This window comes from Candidiatus Paracoxiella cheracis (assembly GCF_049348705.1).
Taxonomy (GTDB): domain Bacteria; phylum Pseudomonadota; class Gammaproteobacteria; order Coxiellales; family Coxiellaceae; genus Paracoxiella; species Paracoxiella cheracis.
In genome coordinates, this window is sequence record NZ_CP186485.1 from 653,217 (window position 1) to 675,346 (window position 22,130).

24 protein-coding genes are annotated in these 22,130 nt (G+C 44.2%); 14 read left to right on the forward strand and 10 right to left on the reverse strand.

The window, feature by feature from the left end; all coding sequences use genetic code 11:
• The first annotated feature begins 167 nt into the window (after positions 1 to 167).
• Positions 168 to 611, forward strand: coding sequence for a protease inhibitor I42 family protein (locus ACJMKR_RS03425; protein WP_423063784.1), 444 nt, complete (start codon positions 168 to 170; stop codon positions 609 to 611).
• A gap of 13 nt (positions 612 to 624) precedes the next feature.
• Here ACJMKR_RS03425 and ACJMKR_RS03430 read toward each other — a convergent pair whose 3' ends face one another.
• Together ACJMKR_RS03430 and ACJMKR_RS03435 are read right to left on the reverse strand one after the other, a co-directional pair.
• Entirely contained in the window at positions 625 to 1,887 is a 1,263-nt protein-coding gene (locus tag ACJMKR_RS03430) for a 6-phosphofructokinase (RefSeq protein WP_423063785.1), read from the reverse strand.
• Between the two features lie 40 nt (positions 1,888 to 1,927).
• Positions 1,928 to 2,857 (reverse strand): TIGR01777 family oxidoreductase, encoded by a 930-nt coding sequence (locus tag ACJMKR_RS03435; RefSeq protein ID WP_423063786.1) that lies wholly within the window; start codon positions 2,855 to 2,857, stop codon positions 1,928 to 1,930.
• A gap of 170 nt (positions 2,858 to 3,027) precedes the next feature.
• On the opposite strand from ACJMKR_RS03435, the gene ACJMKR_RS03440 reads away from it, so the two are divergent.
• Together ACJMKR_RS03440 and ACJMKR_RS03445 are read left to right on the forward strand one after the other, a co-directional pair.
• The gene (locus tag ACJMKR_RS03440) at positions 3,028 to 3,921 is read left to right on the forward strand and encodes an IS982 family transposase (RefSeq protein ID WP_423062298.1); all 894 of its coding nucleotides are present in this window, start codon (positions 3,028 to 3,030) and stop codon (positions 3,919 to 3,921) included.
• Between the two features lie 51 nt (positions 3,922 to 3,972).
• Positions 3,973 to 4,329 carry an FAD-binding oxidoreductase gene (locus ACJMKR_RS03445; protein WP_423063787.1) on the forward strand — a complete coding sequence of 119 codons (357 nt, stop codon included), beginning with the start codon at positions 3,973 to 3,975 and terminating at the stop codon, positions 4,327 to 4,329.
• A 45-nt stretch (positions 4,330 to 4,374) separates the two neighbouring features.
• Here the strand turns inward: ACJMKR_RS03445 and ACJMKR_RS03450 are convergent, their stop codons facing one another.
• Positions 4,375 to 4,509: a hypothetical protein gene (locus ACJMKR_RS03450; protein WP_423063788.1), complete on the reverse strand. Its 135-nt coding sequence runs from the start codon at positions 4,507 to 4,509 to the stop codon at positions 4,375 to 4,377.
• 144 nt (positions 4,510 to 4,653) lie between these two features.
• Between ACJMKR_RS03450 and ACJMKR_RS03455 the strand changes: the two genes are divergently transcribed.
• The gene (locus ACJMKR_RS03455) at positions 4,654 to 5,613 is read left to right on the forward strand and encodes an FAD-binding oxidoreductase (protein WP_423063789.1); all 960 of its coding nucleotides are present in this window, start codon (positions 4,654 to 4,656) and stop codon (positions 5,611 to 5,613) included.
• Positions 5,614 to 5,633: 20 nt separating this feature from the next.
• On the opposite strand, the gene ACJMKR_RS03460 is transcribed toward ACJMKR_RS03455, so the two are convergent.
• Positions 5,634 to 5,765 (reverse strand): hypothetical protein, encoded by a 132-nt coding sequence (locus tag ACJMKR_RS03460; protein WP_423063790.1) that lies wholly within the window; start codon positions 5,763 to 5,765, stop codon positions 5,634 to 5,636.
• Between the two features lie 219 nt (positions 5,766 to 5,984).
• On the opposite strand from ACJMKR_RS03460, the gene ACJMKR_RS03465 reads away from it, so the two are divergent.
• The 3 genes from ACJMKR_RS03465 to ACJMKR_RS03480 all read left to right on the forward strand — a co-directional run bounded on the left by ACJMKR_RS03465 (position 5,985) and on the right by ACJMKR_RS03480 (position 8,017).
• Entirely contained in the window at positions 5,985 to 6,377 is a 393-nt protein-coding gene (locus tag ACJMKR_RS03465; protein WP_423064176.1) for an acyl-CoA thioesterase, read from the forward strand.
• A gap of 35 nt (positions 6,378 to 6,412) precedes the next feature.
• Complete coding sequence (locus ACJMKR_RS03470; RefSeq protein ID WP_425475599.1) at positions 6,413 to 7,033, forward strand: Mur ligase domain-containing protein; 621 nt, start codon at positions 6,413 to 6,415, stop codon at positions 7,031 to 7,033.
• A gap of 267 nt (positions 7,034 to 7,300) precedes the next feature.
• Complete coding sequence (locus ACJMKR_RS03480) at positions 7,301 to 8,017, forward strand: glutamate ligase domain-containing protein (protein ID WP_423063791.1); 717 nt, start codon at positions 7,301 to 7,303, stop codon at positions 8,015 to 8,017.
• A gap of 968 nt (positions 8,018 to 8,985) precedes the next feature.
• Here ACJMKR_RS03480 and ACJMKR_RS03485 read toward each other — a convergent pair.
• The 5 genes from ACJMKR_RS03485 to ACJMKR_RS03505 all read right to left on the reverse strand — a co-directional run bounded on the left by ACJMKR_RS03485 (position 8,986) and on the right by ACJMKR_RS03505 (position 14,455).
• A complete protein-coding gene (locus ACJMKR_RS03485) occupies positions 8,986 to 11,169 on the reverse strand; it encodes an LssY C-terminal domain-containing protein (protein ID WP_423063792.1) in 2,184 nt (727 codons plus the stop codon).
• 3 nt (positions 11,170 to 11,172) lie between these two features.
• The gene (lipA, locus tag ACJMKR_RS03490; RefSeq protein ID WP_423063793.1) at positions 11,173 to 12,129 is read right to left on the reverse strand and encodes a lipoyl synthase; all 957 of its coding nucleotides are present in this window, start codon (positions 12,127 to 12,129) and stop codon (positions 11,173 to 11,175) included.
• Positions 12,107 to 12,787 (reverse strand): lipoyl(octanoyl) transferase LipB, encoded by a 681-nt coding sequence (gene lipB / locus ACJMKR_RS03495; RefSeq protein ID WP_423063794.1) that lies wholly within the window; start codon positions 12,785 to 12,787, stop codon positions 12,107 to 12,109. The genes lipA and lipB overlap by 23 nt, the downstream gene beginning before the upstream one ends.
• Positions 12,788 to 12,866: 79 nt before the next feature.
• Positions 12,867 to 13,142, reverse strand: a complete 276-nt coding sequence (locus tag ACJMKR_RS03500) for a YbeD family protein (RefSeq protein WP_423063795.1) — start codon at positions 13,140 to 13,142, stop codon at positions 12,867 to 12,869.
• A 65-nt stretch (positions 13,143 to 13,207) separates the two neighbouring features.
• Positions 13,208 to 14,455, reverse strand: a complete 1,248-nt coding sequence (locus tag ACJMKR_RS03505; protein ID WP_423064177.1) for a D-alanyl-D-alanine carboxypeptidase family protein — start codon at positions 14,453 to 14,455, stop codon at positions 13,208 to 13,210.
• Between the two features lie 197 nt (positions 14,456 to 14,652).
• Between ACJMKR_RS03505 and ACJMKR_RS03510 the strand changes: the two genes are divergently transcribed.
• On the forward strand, positions 14,653 to 15,006 hold the full coding sequence (locus ACJMKR_RS03510) for a hypothetical protein (RefSeq protein WP_423063796.1): 354 nt from the start codon (positions 14,653 to 14,655) through the stop codon (positions 15,004 to 15,006).
• A 1-nt stretch (position 15,007) separates the two neighbouring features.
• Here the strand turns inward: ACJMKR_RS03510 and ACJMKR_RS03515 are convergent, their stop codons facing one another.
• A complete protein-coding gene (locus ACJMKR_RS03515; RefSeq protein WP_423063797.1) occupies positions 15,008 to 16,606 on the reverse strand; it encodes a Na+/H+ antiporter in 1,599 nt (532 codons plus the stop codon).
• 92 nt (positions 16,607 to 16,698) lie between these two features.
• On the opposite strand from ACJMKR_RS03515, the gene ndk reads away from it, so the two are divergent.
• The 6 genes from ndk (at position 16,699) to der (ending at position 22,126) form a co-directional block, all read left to right on the forward strand.
• Complete coding sequence (gene ndk / locus ACJMKR_RS03520) at positions 16,699 to 17,121, forward strand: nucleoside-diphosphate kinase (RefSeq protein WP_423063798.1); 423 nt, start codon at positions 16,699 to 16,701, stop codon at positions 17,119 to 17,121.
• A 1-nt stretch (position 17,122) separates the two neighbouring features.
• A complete protein-coding gene (gene rlmN, locus ACJMKR_RS03525; RefSeq protein WP_423063799.1) occupies positions 17,123 to 18,214 on the forward strand; it encodes a 23S rRNA (adenine(2503)-C(2))-methyltransferase RlmN in 1,092 nt (363 codons plus the stop codon).
• Positions 18,215 to 18,280: 66 nt separating this feature from the next.
• Positions 18,281 to 18,889 carry a helix-turn-helix domain-containing protein gene (locus tag ACJMKR_RS03530; protein ID WP_423063800.1) on the forward strand — a complete coding sequence of 203 codons (609 nt, stop codon included), beginning with the start codon at positions 18,281 to 18,283 and terminating at the stop codon, positions 18,887 to 18,889.
• 17 nt (positions 18,890 to 18,906) lie between these two features.
• On the forward strand, positions 18,907 to 20,175 hold the full coding sequence (hisS, locus tag ACJMKR_RS03535) for a histidine--tRNA ligase (RefSeq protein WP_423063801.1): 1,269 nt from the start codon (positions 18,907 to 18,909) through the stop codon (positions 20,173 to 20,175).
• On the forward strand, positions 20,172 to 20,789 hold the full coding sequence (locus tag ACJMKR_RS03540) for a YfgM family protein (protein ID WP_423063802.1): 618 nt from the start codon (positions 20,172 to 20,174) through the stop codon (positions 20,787 to 20,789). Before hisS ends, ACJMKR_RS03540 begins: the two co-directional genes overlap by 4 nt.
• 20 nt (positions 20,790 to 20,809) lie before the next feature.
• A complete protein-coding gene (der, locus tag ACJMKR_RS03545) occupies positions 20,810 to 22,126 on the forward strand; it encodes a ribosome biogenesis GTPase Der (protein ID WP_423063803.1) in 1,317 nt (438 codons plus the stop codon).
• Positions 22,127 to 22,130: the final 4 nt, after the last annotated feature.

Sequence of the window (22,130 nt, forward strand, 5' to 3'; positions counted from 1 at the left end):
CAGAAATTGTAAAAGGAATTTCAATTGCTTGCTAGCCAAGGATGGCGATTTCCGAAAAACAGTAACCCAACCTCTCTGCCACAATTGAAATTTTTGCTGCCGTCGATACTTGAGATTGAAATATGGCTTTTCAGAGTGGATAATCAATAAAAAGATGGAGAATGTGAATGAAAAAAATCATTAGAATTTTATGCCTTGCATCAATGCTCTCGTTTGTCGTGTCCTCGGTCTTTGCTGCTGACAACACGAAAAAACAGGAGGAAACGACAAATCAACCTGAAACTTCGCAGAGCACTTTTTCTGATCCTAACAAAGCCATTCAGGTGATGAAAGAATCTCCAACGTTTACTTTAAGACTGCGCTCGAACCCCACAACGGGTTATACCTGGTTTTTAGTAAGTTATGACCGCGATTTAATTACACCGATATCGCAGAAATTTACGGCTGACACGAGCAAAATAGGGGCACCGGGAGTGGATATTTGGACATTCAAGGTGAACTCTGGAGCTTTTGTCGTGCCGCAGGGGACACAAATCACACTGCAATATTTCCGACCTTGGGTCGTGCCCACTAACGGACGTAAGCTGAGTTTTATGGTAACGATAAGGTAGGTTAGGACTGATATTACAGCACAAACTCTTTATTTAATTTCTTTGCCACTAACTTGTTTTTTAATCGCACGTATTGTGGCATACCATTTTTATAGGGCGGATATGCTTCGCCTTGGATTAATGGTTCTAAATAGCGGCGACATTCTGCTGTAATGCCAAAACCATCTTCACTAATAAAGTTAGCAGGCACTTTTGACTCTTTATTTGCAACGTCTTTTAATGGCACCGTGCCGATACTCCATTTATATTCAGGACCGCTTTCACGTTGAATGGTTAGCATCACATTATTTTTACCGGCAATGGCATACTCGATGGCGGCTTTGCCCAATGCGTAGGCTTGATCTAAATCGTTTTTTGAGGCGATGTGTCGTGCGGCGCGTTGTAAATAATCTGACACAGCCCAATGATACTTATAACCAAGCTTTTCTTTGATCATATTCGCTAAAAAGGGCGCCAATCCACCCAACTGATGATGGCCAAAGGCATCGGTCGAATCACTTTCGGTAATAAACCGGCCACTTGCATCACGAATGCCTTCGGAAGCTACGATCACACAATAATCCTGTTTTTCAATCGTGGTTTTGACTTTTTTCAGGAATTTTTCGGCATCAAACGGTACTTCGGGGAACAAAATAATATGCGGTGGGTCGTCGGGAGCGTGTTGTCCCAAAGCAGCCGAGGCGGCAATCCAACCGGCGTGTCGCCCCATCACTTCTAAAATAAACACCTTTGTGGATGTCGCCGACATGCCGCGCACATCAAATGCAGCTTCTTGAGTAGAGACTGCCACATATTTTGCGACGGAACCAAAGCCCGGGCAGGTATCTGTCAGCGGCAGATCGTTATCAATAGTTTTGGGAATGCCGATGCACGTTAGAGGGTAGCCCATCAAGTCGCCGATTTGCGATACTTTATAGGCCGTGTCTTGTGAGTCCCCGCCACCATTATAAAAAAAGTAGCCGATATCGTGTGCTTTAAACACTTCGATCAGACGTTCATATTGACTGCGATCCTTGTTGATATCTTTGAGTTTATAGCGGCATGACCCGAATGCGCTCGAGGGGGTGTGACAGAGTGCTGCAATCGCTTCGGGCGACTCTTGGCTCGTGTCGATCAATTCTTCTTTCAGGGCGCCGAGAATGCCATTTCGTCCAGCTAATACCTTTCCTATTTGGGATTGATATTGTGCGGCCCCTTCGATGACCCCGCAAGCAGTCGCGTTGATAACGGCAGTCGCGCCTCCAGACTGCGCATAGAATATGTTCTTGTTGGCCATGGGCTCTTCCCTTCTATTAGGTCTGTCGAATGAATTTTGGCTACTCTAACGCATATCGAAGGGCAGATTCAAGGTCAGGGTATTGAAAGGTGAATCCGTTGTCGAGTAAGACTTTGGGTGCTACGTGCTGCCCATTCAACAAGAGCTCTTCTGCCATCTCGCCGAAAGCCAGTTTTAGCATAACGTCGGGTGTGATCATGAAGCTCGGTTTGTTGAGCACTCTTCCAAGGGTGGCAGCGAGTTGCGCTTGCGTGACACATTCGGGTGCGACGATGTTGACTGGACCTTTTATTTCTGCATGATTTAATAAAAAATCGATGGCGCGACACAGGTCTACAATGCATACCCACGAAAACGGTTGTCGACCCGAGCCCACTTTTCCGCCTAAAAAATAACGAAACGGTTGCGCCATTTTCGCTAAGGCTCCGCCATTTTTTCCCAATACTACACCGAAGCGCATGAAGACCACGCGCACATTTTTCTCTTGCGCGGGTTTTGCGACCGCTTCCCATTGTTTGACGATGTGTGAGGCATAGTCTTGTGTTTCTTTGTCGAGTGGAGTTGTTTCGTCGAGTGCAGGTGGGAGCCCTGTGGCTTGTGGGTTTTGTATTCCGTAAATTCCAACGGCGCTAGCATTAAATAATGGCGGGGATGCATTACCCAGTTCAGCACATAAATGCGCTAACGTTGAAGTAGCGCTTGTACGACTATCAACGATTTCTTTTTTTCGTTCGAGTGTCCAACGCTTGTCAGCAATCCCAGCGCCAGTTAAGTTGATAATCAATCCGGTGTTTTCAAGCGTTGCAGTGTTGACAGATTTCCAGTCAAGCGGTTCAACGCGGTCGTTAAATGTTTGTTTGATTTTATCGACGTTGCGACCAATCACCGTGACATCATGGCCCTGTTGTAAGTAATGATTGGTTAAAAAGCGACCGATGAATCCGGTGCCACCTGCAATGGTGATTCGCATATGAGTCTCCCTACAGCGAATTGTGTATATTTCCTAGTGTTAGTTTACCAATTTATAACCTGAGTTCTGTATAAGAAAAGGAATAAGTGAATGAAATAATTGAAAAAAAGACCGGAACCGCTAAAATTTAGCTCCAAAATTACAGCTAAATAATGTAACAGGAGTTAATCATGTTGGCACCGGTCACGGAGATTTTTTGTGATATGGATGATTTTTGCAAGGATTATTTGAAAGGTCAATCAAAGTATTTGCTACCGAACCCAGACAGAAAACGAGATCGAGCGATGCAAATGAGCTTGTCTGAAATTGGCACCATCATTGTGTTGTTTCAAATGAGTCACTATCGCACATTTAAGGATTTTTATTGTGGATGTGTTTTACAAGACATGAAGAAGTATTTTCCTACGGCGCTGAGTTACACACGTTTTGTCGCCTGCCAATCAGCAGCGCTAATGATGCTCGCCGCCTATTTGCTTTCGAGAAAGGGCAAACACACGGGATTGTATTATATTGACTCAACTACACTACGCGTATGCCACAATAAACGAATTTATCGAAACAAGGTTTTCAAAGGCATTGCTAAACGCAGTAAAAGCACAATGGGCTGGGTTTACGGCTTTAAACTACATATTGTGATTAATCATCAAGGGGAATTAATCCGTTTTTGTTTAACGAAAGGGAACGTGGATGATCGCGCTGTTGTTAGAAAATTAATGGCTAATTTAAAGGGGTTGGGCGCTGGCGATAAAGGGTATCTTGGAAAAGATCTTGCGGACGATTTGGCAAAACACGATTTAAAATTTGTGACAAAAGTCCGTAAAAATATGAAGAACAAAATGCTTTCTGCATTTGAAAAGTTTTTCCTAAAACAACGTGGCATCGTAGAAACGATTATCGATCAGTTGAAAAACTTGTATCATGTTGAGCATTCGCGTCATCGTAGTCCGATTAATTTTTTAGTCAATACCCTTGCAGCGCTAATTGCCTATTCTTGGCGACCAAACAAACCAGGAATAAAAACCAACAATATAAAGAATAATTTATACGCAGTTATCCAGAACTGAGGTAATTTATAATTTAAATTGCTTGCCAATACGAGAAGGAGGCGAACAATTATGCAACAAAAGGACATCGTTAAAAAAATTCGCGGGATTGTCGGTGAGGAAAACGTGCTCACCGACGAAGGCTCGTTGCATCATTATGGTGTCGATTGGACGAAACATTACCAGCCAAACCCGATGGCTATTGTTTTTCCTCGCACCATCGCGCATGTTCAAGCCATGGTTAAACTTGCGAACGACGCTAAAATTCCGCTCGTGCCTTCCGGTGGGCGAACGGGTTACAGCGGTGGGGCGGTAGCGAGCCACAATGAAGTTGTGGTGTCATTTAGCAAAATGAACAAAATACTCGACTTCAATCCAATCGATCGCATGGTTGTGTGCCAACCTGGAGTGATCAATCAGGAGTTGTAACAGTTTGTGAGTCAGCACGACTTATTTTTTCCCATTAACTTAGCCTCATCGGGTTCTTGTGAAATTGGTGGCAACATACGATGCGCGCCATGGAGAGCGAAGCGAAGGCGCGTATTCCGCGGTAGGCTCGGATTTTTTGCCGAGCGTAAGCGACTGCAAAAAATCTTTACGAGCCGTCAAGTCATTTGAGAGCCCGTGCGTAGTCGAGCCGTGAGGTCGCGGAGCGCGGGCGACGAGGACGTCCGCGGCTATTTAAGTTGTCGCGTATTGCGAGTCGATTATTGACAGGGATGGCAATAATCTATCACGAGCATCGCGACACGCTTGTCGACAAATGCAGGTGGCATTAAGGTCATTCGGTACGGTGCAACACGCGACTGGGTAGCGGGCTTAAAAGTAGTGACGGGCAAAGGCGATTTATTGGACTGTAATAAAGGCCTCATAAAAAATGCGACTGGATATGATCTGCGCCAACTTTTTATCGGGGCAGAAGGAACGCTGGGATTTGTAGTTGAAGCCACGATGCGCTTGACAACAAAACCTCAAGACTTGAATGTCATTGTGCTGGGTTTGGTTGAGTTAGATGCGATTATGGAGGTGCTGCATGCATTTCGTCAAAAAATCGAGTTGACGGCATTCGAGTTTTTTTCGGATAAAGCACTAGAGTTTGTAATTAAATATAAAAAACTGCCGCCACCGTTTGAAACTCGTGCTAAATATTATGCGCTGATTGAATACGAACGAAATCATGAAGGGATTGATGATCACGTTTTGCGTTTGTTTGAATATTGTATGGAGCGAGGTTGGGTAATCGACGGTGCAATGAGTCAAAATGGGCAACAATTTAATAACCTTTGGCATCTGCGCGAATACATTTCTGAGACAATTATTCAATTTACACCGTGTAAATTTGATTTATCGGTGAAGGTGTCGAAAATGCCAGAATTTTTGCACGCAGTCGATGCCTACTTACAGAAAAATTTTCAAGAATTTATTAGCATTTGGTTTGGTCATATCGGTGATGGTAATCTTCATTTAAACATTTTAAAACCAGCCGATGAAAAACCGGAAACATTTTTTAAGACTTGTGAAAAGCTCAATGTTGATATCTTCAAATTAATTAAAGACTATGAAGGTGCCATATCGGCAGAGCATGGTATTGGACTGTTGAGGAAACACTATCTCACGGACACAAGAAGTGCCGAAGAAATCAAATACATGCGAGCCATCCAGCAAGTTTTTGACCCCAATGGTATAATGAACCCCGGTAAAATATTCGATTGAAGGGGGTAACAATGACAGAATTAAAACCGAAACGGGTCTGTGAGTCTGCTGTACATGATCATACTTACAAACGATGCGCGCCATGGAGAGCGAAGCGAAGGCGCGTATTCCGCGGCAGGCTGGGATTTTTTGCCGAGCGTAAGCGACTGCAAAAAATCTTTACGAGGCGTCGAGTCAGTTGAGAGCCCGTGCGTAGTCGAGCCGTGAGGTCGCGGAGCGCGGGTGAGGAGGACGTCCGCGGTTATTTAAGTTGTCGCGTATTGCGAGTCGATTATTGACAGGGATGGCAATAATCTATCACGAGCATCGCGACACGCTTGATTTTCCCTAACGATCTAAACTCCAACGACACTGTATTTGGTGGCTTGGTGATGAGCATTCTCGATAGAACGGCATTGGTTGTTGCGGAAAGGCATAGCGGTAGAACTTGCGTTACGGCGTCTGTCGATGCCATGCATTTTTTGGCGCCCGCAAAAAAAGGTGATATTTTATTATTTCGCGCCTCGATTAATCGTGCGTGGCGAAGTTCGATGGAAATTGGTGTTAGGGTCGAAGCAGAGCATTATAAAACGCGCGAGAAACGACATATTTTATCGGCCTATTTTACCTTAGTTGCTGTCGATGAAAATCAACGACCTGTGCAAGTATCGAGTCTTCTTCCTGAAACCAAAGAGGAAAAACGTCGCTATCAAGAAGCCGAAATGCGTCGTGAGCGACGTCAAGAAGAAGCGGAGCAACGTCGGGAGTTAAGGAAAAAAGAATGAGGCATATTCACATCTTAGGAATTTGTGGCACTTTTATGGGGGGCGTTGCCGTTTTGGCGCGTCAGCTTGGGTTTATCGTCACCGGCTCTGATGAAAATGTTTATCCCCCCATGTCAGATACACTGCAAAATGCCGGCATTCAAATCATGGCCGGTTATGATCCTAAGCACCTACAGCCTCATCCCGATCTGGTTGTGATTGGCAATGCTATGTCGCGTGGAAACCCCTCGATCGAGTATGTTTTAAATCACGATATTCCTTACATGTCGGGCCCGCAATGGATAGCTGAACATGTATTGCAACATCGGCATGTGTTAGCTGTGTCAGGCACGCATGGCAAAACGACAACAACGGCATTGTTGGCCTGGATTGTGTCGAAAGCCGGTTTAAAACCGGGATTTTTAATCGGTGGTGTCGCTAATGGTTTTGATCGTACCGCTGAATTAGGTGAGGGCCCTTATTTCGTGATTGAAGCAGACGAATACGACACGGCTTTTTTTGACAAGCGCTCCAAGTTTATTCATTACCGGCCGAATACATTAGTTTTAAATAATTTAGAATACGATCATGCCGATATTTTTCCTGATTTAGAAGCGATAAAAAAACAATCGATGCGCGCCATGGAGAGCGAAGCGAAGGCGCGTATTCCGCGGTAGGCTCGGATTTTTTGCCGAGCGTAAGCGACTGCAAAAAATCTTTACGAGCCGTCAAGTCATTTGAGAGCCCGTGCGTAGTCGAGCCGTGAGGTCGCGGAGCGCGGGCGACGAGGACGTCCGCGGCTATTTAAGTTGTCGCGTATTGCGAGTCGATTATTGACAGGGATGGCAATAATCTATCACGAGCATCGCGACACGCTTGTTCAAATTTTAGTACGCACAGTCCCGGCAAACGGACTCATTATTCGTCCACAAAACGATAGTAATTTGGAGGATGTATTGCAGCGGGGTTGTTGGTCTTGCGTGGAAACTTTTTCAGGAAAAAATGCCGATTGGGAAGTAAAAAACATGAATCCCGCAGGCAGCGAATTTGAAATTTTTTACCGCAACCAATATCAAGGTGCAGTAAACTGGAGCATGATTGGTTTGCACAATGTTAACAATGCATTGGCGGCTGTGGCTGCTGCCAATAATGTGGGTGTAAAGCCGGCTCATGCCATTGAGGCGCTGAATACTTTTGCAGGATTAAAACGCCGTTTGGAAGTGCGCGGTGTTGTCAACAATATAACGGTTTACGATGATTTTGCACATCATCCAACTGCCATTGAAACTACATTACAAGGATTGCGTGCAAAGGTGGGGGACTCTCGGATTGTTGCCATCCTACAGTTTGCTTCTAACACGATGAAAAGCGGTGTACATAGTGTGCAGTCGATCGCGAATGCTGTAAAAGATGCCGATGTTGTTGTGGTATTGCAACCGGAAGAATGGGATATCACTGATCTGGTGCAACACATTCATCAAGCAACGCAGGTTTATAAAAACGTTGAAGAGATTATTAATCGTGTAGCGTTGCAGTTGCGCCCCGGAGATCACGTGCTCATCATGAGTAACAAAGGCTTTGGGGGCATCCATCAAAAATTGATTAAACGTTTGAGCAAGCCCATTAGTAGATTCACCAACTTTGTAGTACAATCCGGCTAACTTAGTTTGTAATTACACTCCCCGGTGTATCTCGGAGCGTCAGTTGTGAGGGAATTTACTGCTTGTCATTCTGAGCCCTTTGACAGGTTCAGGGTTAACTCCGTGAGGAGTCTCGAACGTGCAGCGCTCTGCGTTATGCTCATAAGAATCATCACTTCATTCGGGATGACAAAAGTGATGGCGCTCTACATCAGCGGGACATGTAGTTGCCTTAGTTATTAGATATAGAGGGAGTAATTTATTTATGGATGATGCATGTGTTTCTCGTCGGATAGGAAACTCTTCTATTGAACTTATAACCAATTCACAGCTTACCCAAAAGCAAAGTAAATTAATTTCACTGGCAAAATCAGTCATGCATGACTCGAGACATCGAGTTGAGGTTCAGTCTTTAATGCTAATGCTGGGTGTTAATGAAAGTGAAATTATTCAAGATTTTGTTCATTACAATTTAGATCTATCAGCATTTGGCAATGAAATTTATGAATCATTGGCCATGCGCTTTGTATTGTACATTCACGATCTATTAGAAAATAGCTGGCATCAAGAGCGCCAAGCGGTAGTGTCTGAATTTGTAAATATGACATTAGCAAGCAGCATTGCCGATATCGGATTTGGTGAGCCAACATTATATGTGAAAGAGGCTCTCCGAGCGCGGCGACCAAAAATCACACTTTGTGACTATGAACAATCCGCTTTCACATTTGCTGAAGCGCTGTTGGAGATATGGGATTTGCGTTGGCGCGATGTTGTTTCATTTAAGCAGACGGATATGGATACCAATGATTTTGTGGGTTCGTTCGATGCTTATATATTTAAAGATTCGCTACCGCATACGAGCGATCCCGCTTTTTACTTAGATAGCTATGTAAAAAAATCACCTCCGCATGCGCAATTCATTTTATCTCTGCCAATTGGGCCGATTATTCCAGCGCACTACATGGCGTGGAGCACAAAAGAGGAAGTCATTAGTTGGTTGGACCTGTGTGGTCTGAAGGTGAAAGAGCAACGCGAAGTTCATGTGAACCCTGACGTTGATCTTTTCGCCGAGGGCTTCCATTACAAATTCTATGATTTGATTGTGCTATGTCAAAAGAAAGTATAGATGACAAGTTGGGACGACGAATGATGATTATCGTACCGTCCCACTCCAAAGGAGTGATGCGCTTTGGCTGATGCGCGAGTGAGACTTTAATTTTTTTCCATTGGTAATGGGAGATATCTTTTTGCAGTTCATCAATTCCGCCCGTTTCGGCAAGCGTAATTTCATGCAGTTTTTTGAGTGAAATCAATCGATGTGGTGGAATATGATAGTTAATTGAGCCGATCCATAAAGGGACTTCTGTGTTATTGAAAGTGATTCCCGTTGACCATAATCGCAATTCAATAATTGTTTGTTTTTTTCGAACATGTTTTATTACAAATAATACTGCGGGTTGATGCCGATAGAGTTGCGGAAACAGGGGTAAGTGTTGTTCTGGCTTATAACTCGCAAAACGATTCAATGCATTTTTCATGTCCGTTGTATTATGAATAATAGTCCAGCCCTGACGTTTTAAGTTTTGTTTGATGTTGTCAATGGTATCGGCCCATTGGACATTAAAGGGTTGAATAGGATTACCAAATCGATTTTGACGATAAACGGGTAAATATTTTGTGGGATTTGTCCACCAAGCATTCATGTAAATTGTTTGTGTTGGCCAAAGATATTCGTAACGTTTTATCATCGTGTTATATCGCGCGCCGGTATAGGCTCCCCACGGAATTAATAACGCTAGCACCATAAAAATAAACCAATAGACGGTTGCGAAAGGTTTGGGTGGATAGCGGCGATAAGAAGTGATGACTATTAATAAGATGGTAAAGCCTAAAAAGATACTACCTAAAATATCTGTAAACCAGTGTGCCCCTAAATAAAGGCGTGAAAATCCAATCAGTACGATTAACGTTGCAGCCGTAGAATATGGAATCCAGTGCCATTTTCGCGAAATTTGTTTCGCAATTAAAAAAGCAGCGAAACCATAAAAAGCTAATGAGAATGTTGTATGGCCGCTAGGAAATGATGATGACGGTATTTGATAGGCTAAGCCTGATGGCCGTGGTGAATGAATAATCCATTTTAAAAAATACACACAGGCGCCTGTTATAATCAAGAGGGCTAAAAAATGCCACACAGAGCGCCATTGTTTTTTCCACATTAATCCGAGCACAATAATTAAGCCAAATACAAAGATATCAGGTGAATCGCCGAGCAGAGTTATGCCAATGAAAACCGCATCTGCATGGTGCGTGCGAATGCTTTGCAGAAAATGGAATAAGGGTTGATTGAGGTGTGTGAAAGACCCTTGAAAAATGACATTGAGTAGCACGGTTATAAAGAGCAGCAAGCTGATACCTGCTAAAATAATCAGCGTTAATTGATGGTGATCTTTGGGGTTATTACGGTTAGTAATCAGACGGATTAAAAATTTAGAGCCATGATGATGGCTTAACCAATCCCAGGTTTTATTAATAAGCCGATTGAAAAAACTCGCCAAAAACACAAAGAATCGTTGAATCGCCCAAAATATTAACCATAAAAATACGATGACGACCAAACCAATGATGATGAACTTTGTGGTCATGCCTTTCGGTAATTCGAGTGAGATTGCGCCGATTAAAACGCCGGGTAACATATACGCGATGGCCCAAAGAAAGGCAGAAGGTATTGCGGCAAGAAAAAATCGTCCCCAGGGCATTTTCAATAGGCCTGCAATTAAAGGGACGGAGCTTCGTGCCGGGCCGACGAACCGCCCGATCAAAATACTTTTGCCGCCATGTTTTTTAAAAAAGTCTTCACCTTTTGTGAGCCAGGTGGGATGTTTTTTAAACGGCCAAACATTAAGAAGGCCTTCATTATAATATTTTCCTATATAAAAACCGATCGTATCACCTGCGAGTGCACCGAGCGTTGCCCAAATTAATGTACTAAAGCCGGGGATTAAACCACGCCCAATGAGAATACCAATGACGGTCATGGTGATAGAGCCCGGGATGATGGTGCCAATTAAGGGTAGTGATTCGGTTAGGGCAATAATAAATGCAAAAATAATGCCCATGTGCGGGTGCATCTGCAAATAGGTATTGATGTCGTGGAGATAGTTTTCCATCATTGTTTATGAAACTTTTTCTCCGGCTGCTTGTCGATCTGCATGATAAGACGATCGTACAAGCGGACCGCTGGCTACCTGCGTAAAGCCAATTTCTTTTGCAAACTGGCCCAGCTCCTTAAATTCTTGGGGTGTCACGTAACGATCCACAGGCATATGATATCGCGTGGGTTGCAGGTATTGTCCGAGGGTTAACATATCAACATTGTGAGCACGAAGATCGCGGAGGACTTGTTCTGTTTCTTCGCGTGTTTCACCCAAACCCAACATCATTCCCGATTTGGTAGGAATGCCTGGAAAACGTTTTTTAAATTCCTGTAATAATTTTAACGACCATAAATAATCGGAGCCGGGACGCGCTTGTTTATAGAGGCGCGATGCCGTTTCAATATTGTGATTGAATACATCGGGCAAGCCGGTGGCCATGGCTTCGAGAGCTTTCTCCATCCGACCTCGAAAATCTGGCACTAACACTTCTATTTTAATGTTTGGACTTTGTTCGCGTACGCGATTGACGCAATCAGTAAAATGCTGTGCGCCACCGTCGCGTAGATCGTCCCGATCGACGGAGGTGATGACCACGTATTTTAATTCCATGGTTTTGATTGTTTTGGCTAAGTTTTGAGGCTCGTTGGGATCTAACGGATCAGGACGACCGTGTCCCACATCGCAAAAGCTACAGCGTCGCGTGCATTTTTCACCCATGATCATAAATGTAGCAGTGCCGTGGCTAAAGCATTCGCTGAGATTGGGGCAGCTCGCTTCTTCGCAGACGGTGACCATGCGATTTTCGCGCAATAAATTTTTTAATTTTGAAATTTTATTATCGCTGGGTAATTTAACGCGAATCCAATCGGGTTTGCGCAATGGTTGGTGAGTTTCTTCGATTTTAATTGGGATGCGCGCTAATTTTTCAGCGCCCAACGCTTTTTTGGTCGGATCATAGGTTGACTTGTTGCTCATGCGACGGCATCTCCAAAGGTAGGTCCTGTAATATTTTGGGATGATTATACCCGAAATGATTTAAAAAGTAGGGCATAATATTTTGCATGACTTGGTCCATCGTGATGGTTAGGGCTCGATCTTTGACCTGCGTTATTTGTAACCCTTTGAAACCACAGGGGTTGATGTATGAAAACGGGGTCAGGTCGAGATCGATATTAAAGGCCAAACCATGGTAGCTAAAGCCGCGTTTTACGCGCAGCCCGATCGAACAGATTTTGGCTTCATCAACATAGACACCCGGTGCATCTTCTTTACCATAAGCCTCGATTTTAAGGCTCTTTAAGTAATCGACAACAATCTGTTCAATTGTTCGTACAAATGTTCGGGTTTGCAGCCCAAGACGTCTAATATCGAGCAATAGATAAACCATCAGTTGACCGGGACCATGATACGTGATTTGTCCGCCACGGTCTGTTTGGACAATCGGAATATGATGAGGGTTTAGGACGTGCTCGGGTTTTCCGGCCAGGCCCTGAGTGAATACAGGTAAATGCTCCAGCAGCCATATCTCATCGGTTGTCTCTGTGCTTCGCTGGTTAGTAAATATTTTCATGGCCTCCCAGGTGTCGTGGTAAGGCTGAATAGTCTTGAATTGGCGAATAATAACGTCGTTCATGCGACGTATTGTCCTTGTTTGTCAGATTAAGTGCAAGAGAGGGAGTTTTGCCTAGTGGCTCTGCGCCACTCCTCGGAGATTAGAGTGCCATGATTATTTCTTTGCAATCACTCAAGTCTTGGTAGGCTGCATCCAACTGTTCTTTACTCTCAGCATGTATTGTAATTGTTAAGGCTAGAAAATTTGCATCGCGACTCAATCTCTTCGTGTAATTCTTGTTGCTGAAAGTTGGAAAATGTTTGTGAATGATATCGAGTACGGAGGGTTCAAATTTTTTATTGGCTTTGCCTACAACTTTTATAATGAAATCACAGGGGAATTCTATTGGCGGGGTTCTTAGTTTGTCATCAGTCATGTTTACATCCTATAAGAAAAGCTGCGATTCATCAGTGAGATCGCAGCTTCTTAAAAATACGGTTGTTAGGATGATCGCTTGCCAAACATTCCTTTAAAGAAAAGAGCAATGTGATCTGTCGTACGAGACCATGCACCGCCTCGTTTATCATCTTGTAAGGCTACTAACGGTGCTTTGGTAATTGGTTTTCCGTTCAAGGTAACTTGCACTTCGCCGTATTGCTGCCCTTTGATGATCGGTGCTTGTAGGTTTGGATTTACATCCATCGTCGCATTTAAATGTTTGTACTCACCGATTGGGATCGTGACATATAATGGTTTAGCCAAACCGAATTTACTGTATTTATGATGCGCCATCCAAATTCGGGGTTTTATGAGCACTTGGTTGGCATCAAATAATTTATAGCTTTTATAAAAACGAAACCCATAATTTAAGATTGCTTGAGAATCATTTGCACGAGCACTGTCAGTAGGCGTCCCCATCACAACAGAAATTAGTCGCATGTCACTGCGTTTAGCAGAAGCAATTAAACAATATCCTGCTTCTTCTGTATGACCTGTTTTCAAACCATCTACTGCATCATCACGCCACAACAAGCGGTTGCGGTTGGGTTGTTTAATATGGTTGAACGTGATCCACTTTTGAGAAAAGAAATGATAGTACTGCGGAAAATCGTTAATAATGGCACGCGTCAAAATTGCCAAGTCGTGCGGCGTTGAATAATGCTCAGGGCGTGGCAAACCTGTTGGATCCACAAAGTGTGAATTGGTCATGCCGAGTCGCGCAGCGGTTTGGTTCATCAATTGTGCAAACGTATCTTGCGTGCCTGCAATGTATTGCGAGATAGCAACACAGGCGTCATTACCAGAGGCAACGATGATGCCTTGGATGAGTTGCTCAACCGGCACGTGACTACCCACTTTTAAAAACATGCGTGAGCCGCCTATCTGCCAAGCTTCTTTGCTGATACGCACAGAATCTGTTAAGTGAATCTGCCCACTTTGCAGAGCCTGGAACGTTAAATACAGAGTCATTAGCTTCGTCAAGCTAGCAGGTTGAAGGTGTTCATCCATATTCTTTTGCGCGAGTACCATGCCCGTATTGGCATCCATCAGGATGTAGCCTTTGGCATCGATATTCGGTGGCGGGGGTACTAATGTCGGTGGAGATGCGGGTTGCGGGGTTGCGGCTGTATTGGCAATAGCGAGGCTTTGTTCCCCAGAGTTTTCTGCGGTGTCTGCTAAGGCCTGGGTAAACCACATCGTGAAAGCGATGATTAAGAAAGTAGAGACAATCCGCTTTAGGTGGGTCATTATTCTCATGATATCTTCCTATATACTGCTGGTAGTTACCTAAATCGACGTTTATCGTATCATATCCGCTGATTGATGGAATGGGTTTCAGGTATATTTTTATTGAGAGCAGGCTCTGAAACATTTATTTTCCGCTTCCAAAAGCTACGTATTTTGCGTATAATGTGTAAAAATTGACCAATTTTGAGGGGTAAGAGATGTTAAGGATTGTGGGTTCCGTAGTTGTTATTGGAGCCTTAACCCTAAGTCTTGCGGCTTGCGGGTCCAAACAGCCTACACCGGATCCGTCGGGTGTGTATAAACGTATAGGAAGTCCAATCGCCTGTGTAAAAGCGCTCGAGATTGCTAATCAGAATCTTATTGAGGGAAAACGAGAAGCAAAGCGACACAACGCCTATGTTGATTGGAATGAACCGAATAACCATTTGGCGGCTGCCATTGTAGCGCAAAATCATGGTGACTATGCTTTGTGTACTGAGCAAGCGAATCAGGTGAATGCTTCGGCCATACGAAATCAAAATTACATTTCGTGGGAAAATTCTCTGAAATAATTTATTTATATGACGCGAATCCGACCTGGTCGCGGTCAATCTTTGAAAGAATGCGCATATATACTTCTTCACTAATTTCACCGTTCGATCGCATTTTATAGAGCAATTTGCGTTCGTAATCTAATATCTTCGCAAGCAATGATTCAGCTTCATGGCCGACTTCGTGCGTATCACATTCGGTTTGGTAAGAAACCTTAAATTGCAACAGTCGATTTGCGTAATAACTATCGACTAATTTTTTTGAGGCGATGGAACAAACATGTTCTGTTTCTTCTAGTTTGCTAATATGTTCGATAGCTTGTTTTGTTATTTTTCTGTAGATCTTTGTGGCTTCTTTTATGGTCTCGATATCCGTTTTTTCTAACTTTAAAACTTTAATTAAATAGGGCAGCGTTAACCCTTGCACAACTAAAGTAAATAAAATAACAATAATGGTTAGAAATATAATTAAGTTTAAGAAAGGAAATGGGTTCGTATCTGAGATAGACACTGGTAGTGCAATAGCAAGTGCGAGTGATACCAAGCCGCGCATTCCAGACCAAGATGAGATAACCACTTCACGCCACGAGAATTCGGTAATTTGTGTTTTTGATTTACGCAGTCTTGCAATTCGTGTTGCAATATAAGCAGTCATGCTAACCCAAATAAATCGCAATAAAATTAAAATTACAATGGTAACAATTGAAAATAAAATCAGTTGGCTAGCTGGCAAATAGCTTACTTTACGCAAGTAAGTCGGAAACTGCATGCCGATAACAATAAAAATTAAGCCGTTCAGAAAGAATATAAACGTATCCCACACTGCTTTTTCGGATAATCGCGTTCTTGCTTTAATGGTGCGTTCGGTGCGTTTGTGGAATAAACCGGCAGCAACGACCGATAAAACACCAGAGACCCCGATACGCACGGCGAATAAATACGCGACGTATGCCAATATCAGGCTCATGATGATAGGTAACTCATTTTCAGATTCTGTTAAAAATTCTTTAACGATCAGACTCGTGAAATAGGAAAACATCAACCCAACAGCAATACCACCAAGCCCGACGAGAATCGTGTGGATGCTTACTTGCGTGACATTGATTGCATCCATGAAAACAAACAAAACAGCCATTTTATATAAGACAATACTGATCGCGTCGTTGAATAGGCTTTCGACTTCGATGCTTCGAATAACCTGCTGTTGTGCATTCAGCTTATGTAAAATGGAGGTGGATGCGATGGCATCTGTTGGTGCAATAATTGCGCCAAGCACTAAGGCCGCGCTGAGTGGCATAGCGGGCACAATCCAATGTAACACCCATCCGACAACCATGGTTGAGACAATCACCAAGACGACCGCCAATGAAATAATTTCGGTAATATTGTTTTGAATATCTTCCCAGGAAATAAGCCTTGCTGCCGCAAATAGAATGGGCGGTAGAAATAGTGTGAGTACTACCTCGCTCGGCGGATGCCAATTGGGAATACCCGGGATGAAGCCAACGAGCAAGCCTGCAACTACGAGCACCAGTGGATAGGGCACGTTGATTCGCTCAGCAATGGCCGTGCCAATCACCACGAGAAACAGTATGAAGGGTATAATGTCGAAAGCAGTCATAGCGCTAAGTGTCCCAATCCTTTGAATTGATTGTAGCACAGGCGTTATTCTCAATATATAATGTCGCGATTTTACTCAAATGGGGAAATACTATGGCTACTGAAAGAACATTATCAATCATCAAGCCCGATGCTGTGGCAAAACACATTATCGGTGACATTTATTCACGTTTTGAGAAGGCTGGTTTAAGGATAGTAGCCGCACGCATGATGCATTTAAGCCAAGCACAAGCTGAAGCATTCTATGCTGTTCACAAAGACCGCCCGTTTTTTAAAGACTTGGTGAGCTTCATGATTTCGGGCCCTGTGATGGTGCAAGTTCTCGAAGGTGAGAATGCCATCATGCAAAACCGTGATCTCATGGGTGCAACTAACCCCAAAGAAGCAGCACCCGGTACGATTCGTGCTGATTTTGCGGATTCCATCGATGCGAATGCGGTGCACGGGTCAGATGGCCCAGATACGGCTGCAGAAGAGATCAACTTTTTCTTCAAGCCCCAAGAAATTGTGGGATAACATGAACAACGTGCTCGATCTAGACTTACCCGAACTCCAAGACTATATGGTCAGTTTGGGTGAGCCTCGCTATCGAGCACAATGCTTACTGCGATGGGTGCATCAACGCGGCGTCATGGATTTTGATCAGATGACGGATATGAGCAAAGCACTACGCAGTACATTGAAAGATCAGGCAAAAATAATCCTTCCCGAAATCATTCGTGAACAAATATCAGAAGACGGCACCCACAAATGGTTACTGCGACTCGAAGGCGGTAATGCTATCGAAACTGTATTTATACCTGAGCCAGAGCGTGGTACGTTGTGCGTATCCTCACAAGTAGGTTGTGCTTTAAATTGTAGCTTTTGCTCGACGGGGAAAGAGGGATTTAATCGCAACTTGTCGCTATCAGAAATCATCGGTCAAGTTTGGATTGCAACCCGGCAGTTGGCGCATTCGAATGCGTTCAAGATCACAAACGTGGTGATGATGGGCATGGGCGAGCCACTCTTAAACTACGATCCTGTTGTTAAGGCTATGAATTTGATGATGAACGATTATGCCTATGGTCTATCAAAATATCGTGTTACTTTAAGTACTTCCGGTGTCGTGCCTGCGATGAAGCGCCTGCGTGAAGACAGTAACGTTTCTCTCGCGGTGTCGCTGCATGCCCCTAACGATGCCTTGCGTAATGAGCTCGTGCCTTTAAACAAAAAATATCCTTTATCCACGCTGCTGCCGGTTTGTCGCGATTATTTTTCTGGCCAATCGAAGCGGGTCGTTTGTTTTGAGTATGTGATGTTGGATGGGGTTAATGATACCCCAGCGCATGCGAATGAATTGATACACCTGTTAAAGAGTGTTCCGTGTAAGATCAACTTGATCCCCTTTAACTCTTTTTCGGGGACACGATATCGCTGTTCCTCGGAAGCAGCGATTTCAGATTTTCAAAAGAAACTGATGGCTGCAGGCTTTAACGCCCGTGTGCGACGCACCCGCGGTGGTGATATCGACGGCGCCTGCGGTCAATTGGCTGGTAAGATCATGGATCGAACCGGTCGTCACAAACGTTGGCTGAAAACGGGCCACCTCGTTCCAGTCACAGATTAAGACTTTCGTACAAAGTACGAAACTTCTGTTATAATTCCGAAAAATAATTAGCATAGGATAACACCGATGGAAGAACAACCTATAGTGGATGTGACACCTTCTGTAGAAAGTAACATGAGCCCAGGGGCTATGTTGGAAGCTGCACGTGAAGTTAAAAAACTCAGTCAAGCAGATGTCGCAAAAGCCTTGCGATTAAGTTTGCAGTGGGTGAAGGATATTGAAAACGATGATTTTACGCACGGTGCCGCGATAATTTATGTGCGCGGTTACTTGCGATCCTATGCACGCTTGCTTGGGCTCTCACCGGATAGTGTGATGAATGCTTTTGATGCAATGGATTTGGAAGAAGAATTTAAGAAAGCAAAAAGTAGCGAAGAAAAAATTGTTCTACAACCCACGGTCCCAGTATTTTCCAAACAGACTCGATTTATGAGTCGACGTGCAGTGCGTTGGATAAGCGGTGCTATTATTTTAGTTTTGGTGATCTTGGTGGGTATGTGGTGGCAAGGACAACGCAAGCACGGGCTCGATCAAACAAGTCAGGTGGCGCAACCGCAAATAACTATTCAACCGGTACAACCGCTGCCAGATATCGCGAAGCCGCAAGTGGAAGTTAAAAAAACCAATTCGGTAAATCGGCCACAGCTAGATCAACAAAAAAATAAAAAATCTTAATTCCTAGGATAACTACATTGGCGCAAATTATACAAGCTATTCGGGGAATGAATGATATTCTCCCCGATGTCAGTCCTTATTGGTCTTTTTTAGAAAACACCTGTCGTGAAATCGTTTCGCGTTATGGTTATCGTGAAGTTCGTCTTCCTGAAGTTGAACAAACAGAACTGTTTGAGCGCACGATCGGTGAAGTTACTGACATCGTTGAGAAAGAAATGTATACATTTACCGATCGCAATGGTGATAGTTTAACGTTACGACCCGAAGGTACGGCGGGTTGTGTGCGTGCCGGCATCGAACACGGATTATTCTATAATCAAACGCAGCGCCTCTGGTATATGGGCCCGATGTTTCGTCACGAGCGTCCGCAAAAAGGGCGTTATCGTCAGTTTTATCAAATCGGCGTTGAAACGTTTGGCATGTCGGGTCCTGACATCGATGCCGAGCTCATTTTCATGTGTGCGCGTTTGTGGAAAGAACTTGGCATCAATGACCAAATTGAGTTGCAACTAAATTCATTAGGCACGCGTGAATCCCGCGTCAAATATCGTGAAAAACTCATCGACTATTTTAAAAAACATGCCGATGCATTGGATGCCGACAGTCAGCGTCGTTTGATAACTAACCCGTTACGCATTTTAGACAGCAAAAATCCTGACATGAAGGCTGTCATCGCGGGGGCGCCCAAACTCATGGATCATTTGGATGACGTATCCAAACGCCATTTTGAGGAGCTCTGTGCCATTCTGGATAAAGCAGGGCTTCCCTATGTGATCACTCCAACGCTGGTGCGGGGCTTGGACTACTATGGACTCACGGTGTTTGAATGGGTGACTAACGCACTGGGCGCTCAGGGCACTGTTTGCGCGGGGGGGCGTTACGATGATTTGGTAGCGCAGCTTGGTGGGCGTCCCACGTCCGCGGCTGGATTTGCTGCGGGATTAGAGCGAATAGTGTTATTATTACAGTCTGTGCGAGAGTGCGCTTACCAGTCAGACCTCTACTGCGTTTTGGTTGGTGCAGAGGCCACTGACCATGGTTTGCTTCTGGCGGAACGATTACGCACAGAGCTACCAAAGCTGAAAATCGAAACCAACTTGGGTGCTGGCAGCTTTAAGAGCCAATTTAAGCGCGCGGACAAGAGTGGTGCAGAGTGGGCACTTATCGTGGGTGATGAAGAAATCAAAACAAATACGGTGTCGCTGAAAAATTTACGCGAAGATAAACCACAACAACAACTATCAGTGGATGAATTAATTACCTTTTTGCGGGGGAGTCAGTCGTGAGTGATTTGACGGATAAAGAACAAGTCGAGATGATCAAAAAATGGTGGCGGGAATACGGTCTTGTGATTACTGTCGCTGTTGTTATCGGACTAGCCGTCGGCTTTGGCTGGCGGTATTGGCATCGTCATAAGGTTATGAAAGCTGAAGAAGCTTCGATAATTTATACCGAGATGCAAAATGCTGCGGCGCAAAATAAATTCGATGACGCGCAAGCTCTGGCGAGCCGCTTGATGACCCACTATCGCAACACGCCTTATGCAGGCATGAGTGCATTATTGTGGGCGCGCGATGCAGTCTTGCAAAATAAATTAAACGTTGCACTTGAAAAATTACAATGGACCATTAAAAACGGCAAAATGGCAAGCGTGAAACAAATTGCTCGTGTGCGTGCAGCGCGGATTCTATTGGCTGAAAAACAATATCAGCCGGCGTTAACGTTGTTAAAAACTGTCGATGATCCTACCTATCAACCCCTCATCAACAGTGTTAAAGGTGATATTTATCGTGCACGAGGAAACAATAAATTAGCGAAACAAGCTTACCAAGCGGCTAAAAATGGATTTGAAACGAGCGGTATTGTGGATCCGTTTTTAAATATGAAAGTTTCCCAATAACCAATCAATCGAGTAAAACAATGTTACCAGTCGTCACCATTGTGGGTCGCCCCAATGTGGGAAAATCCACCTTATTTAATTATTTGACTAAGAGCCGTGCGGCCTTAGTGGCTGATATGCCAGGAGTGACGCGTGATCGTCAATATGGTGAAGCCGTTTTTGAGGGTCGTTCCTTTATCGTTGTTGACACCGGTGGCATTGCAGAAACCGATGAATCGGGCATGGCGCATTTGACAGAGGAGCAAGTTCGACAAGCGATCGATGAAGCAGACTGTGTGTTATTTGTGGTTGATGCGCGTGCAGGGCTGAGTGCCGCCGATGAAAACATTGCACAACGACTGCGAGAGCAACACAAAAAAGTATTTGTGTTAGTTAACAAAGCCGATCATGAAGATGCTGATATTGCCGTGAGTGAATTTCATCAGCTCGGTTTTGACAATCCTTATGCCATTTCTGCTACGCGTGGTCGCGGCATTAAAAATCTGCTGGCAGATGTCTTGCAATTTTTGCCAGCGGCAGAAGCTGAACCACCACTTGAGTCTGGTATTAATATCGCGATCGTTGGTCGACCGAACGTCGGTAAATCCACACTCATTAATCGCATGTTGGGGGAAGAGCGTGTGGTTGTTTACGATCAACCGGGAACAACGCGTGATAGCATTGCCATTCCGTTTGAGTATCGAGGTGAGCGTTATACCTTAATTGATACGGCGGGTGTTCGTCGTCGTGCAAAGGTCAAAGAAGTCATCGAAAAATTTTCGTTTATAAAAACCCTACAAGCAATTGGTAAAGCACATGTTGTGATTTTTGTGTTTGATGCACAAGAAGGAATTACCGATCAGGATTTGCGTTTATTAGGTCTCGTGCTTGAAGCCGGCAAAGGATTAATCTTAGCGATTAATAAATGGGATGGCTTAGATGACTATGAACGCAGTCGGATTAAAGACACGATCGATAGACGTCTCCCGTTTGCTGATTTTGCACGGCGTTATTTTATTTCAGCATTGCATGGCACGGGTGTTGGAAAATTGTATCATGCTGTTAGAGAGGCGTATGAGTCTGCGAGTCGCGAAATATCCACTGGACAACTCACAAAAGCATTGGAAAAAGCGGTTGCAGAACACGAGCCGCCTTTGGTGCGGGGGCGTCGAGTCAGGTTGCGTTATGCGCACTTGGGTGGGCATCATCCGATGGTGATCATCGTGCATGGTAAGCAAGTCACGGCGTTGCCGCAGTCCTATCAAAAATATTTAGCAAATCACTTTCGCAAGTCATTTAATTTGCTTGGCGTGCCTGTCATTGTAAAATTTAAGCTCGATAAAAATCCGTATAAATAATGAT

Coding starts and splice junctions, on each gene's coding strand:
- ACJMKR_RS03425 (WP_423063784.1), top strand. CDS start 168: ATGAAAAAAATCATTAGAATTTTATGCCTTGCATCAATGCTCTCGTTT.
- ACJMKR_RS03430 (WP_423063785.1), bottom strand. CDS start 1,887: ATGGCCAACAAGAACATATTCTATGCGCAGTCTGGAGGCGCGACTGCC.
- ACJMKR_RS03435 (WP_423063786.1), bottom strand. CDS start 2,857: ATGCGAATCACCATTGCAGGTGGCACCGGATTCATCGGTCGCTTTTTA.
- ACJMKR_RS03440 (WP_423062298.1), top strand. CDS start 3,028: ATGTTGGCACCGGTCACGGAGATTTTTTGTGATATGGATGATTTTTGC.
- ACJMKR_RS03445 (WP_423063787.1), top strand. CDS start 3,973: ATGCAACAAAAGGACATCGTTAAAAAAATTCGCGGGATTGTCGGTGAG.
- ACJMKR_RS03465 (WP_423064176.1), top strand. CDS start 5,985: ATGAGCATTCTCGATAGAACGGCATTGGTTGTTGCGGAAAGGCATAGC.
- ACJMKR_RS03470 (WP_425475599.1), top strand. CDS start 6,413: ATGGGGGGCGTTGCCGTTTTGGCGCGTCAGCTTGGGTTTATCGTCACC.
- ACJMKR_RS03485 (WP_423063792.1), bottom strand. CDS start 11,169: ATGATGGAAAACTATCTCCACGACATCAATACCTATTTGCAGATGCAC.
- lipA (WP_423063793.1), bottom strand. CDS start 12,129: ATGAGCAACAAGTCAACCTATGATCCGACCAAAAAAGCGTTGGGCGCT.
- lipB (WP_423063794.1), bottom strand. CDS start 12,787: ATGAACGACGTTATTATTCGCCAATTCAAGACTATTCAGCCTTACCAC.
- ACJMKR_RS03500 (WP_423063795.1), bottom strand. CDS start 13,142: ATGACTGATGACAAACTAAGAACCCCGCCAATAGAATTCCCCTGTGAT.
- ACJMKR_RS03505 (WP_423064177.1), bottom strand. CDS start 14,455: ATGACCCACCTAAAGCGGATTGTCTCTACTTTCTTAATCATCGCTTTC.
- ACJMKR_RS03510 (WP_423063796.1), top strand. CDS start 14,653: ATGTTAAGGATTGTGGGTTCCGTAGTTGTTATTGGAGCCTTAACCCTA.
- ACJMKR_RS03515 (WP_423063797.1), bottom strand. CDS start 16,606: ATGACTGCTTTCGACATTATACCCTTCATACTGTTTCTCGTGGTGATT.
- ndk (WP_423063798.1), top strand. CDS start 16,699: ATGGCTACTGAAAGAACATTATCAATCATCAAGCCCGATGCTGTGGCA.
- rlmN (WP_423063799.1), top strand. CDS start 17,123: ATGAACAACGTGCTCGATCTAGACTTACCCGAACTCCAAGACTATATG.
- ACJMKR_RS03530 (WP_423063800.1), top strand. CDS start 18,281: ATGGAAGAACAACCTATAGTGGATGTGACACCTTCTGTAGAAAGTAAC.
- der (WP_423063803.1), top strand. CDS start 20,810: ATGTTACCAGTCGTCACCATTGTGGGTCGCCCCAATGTGGGAAAATCC.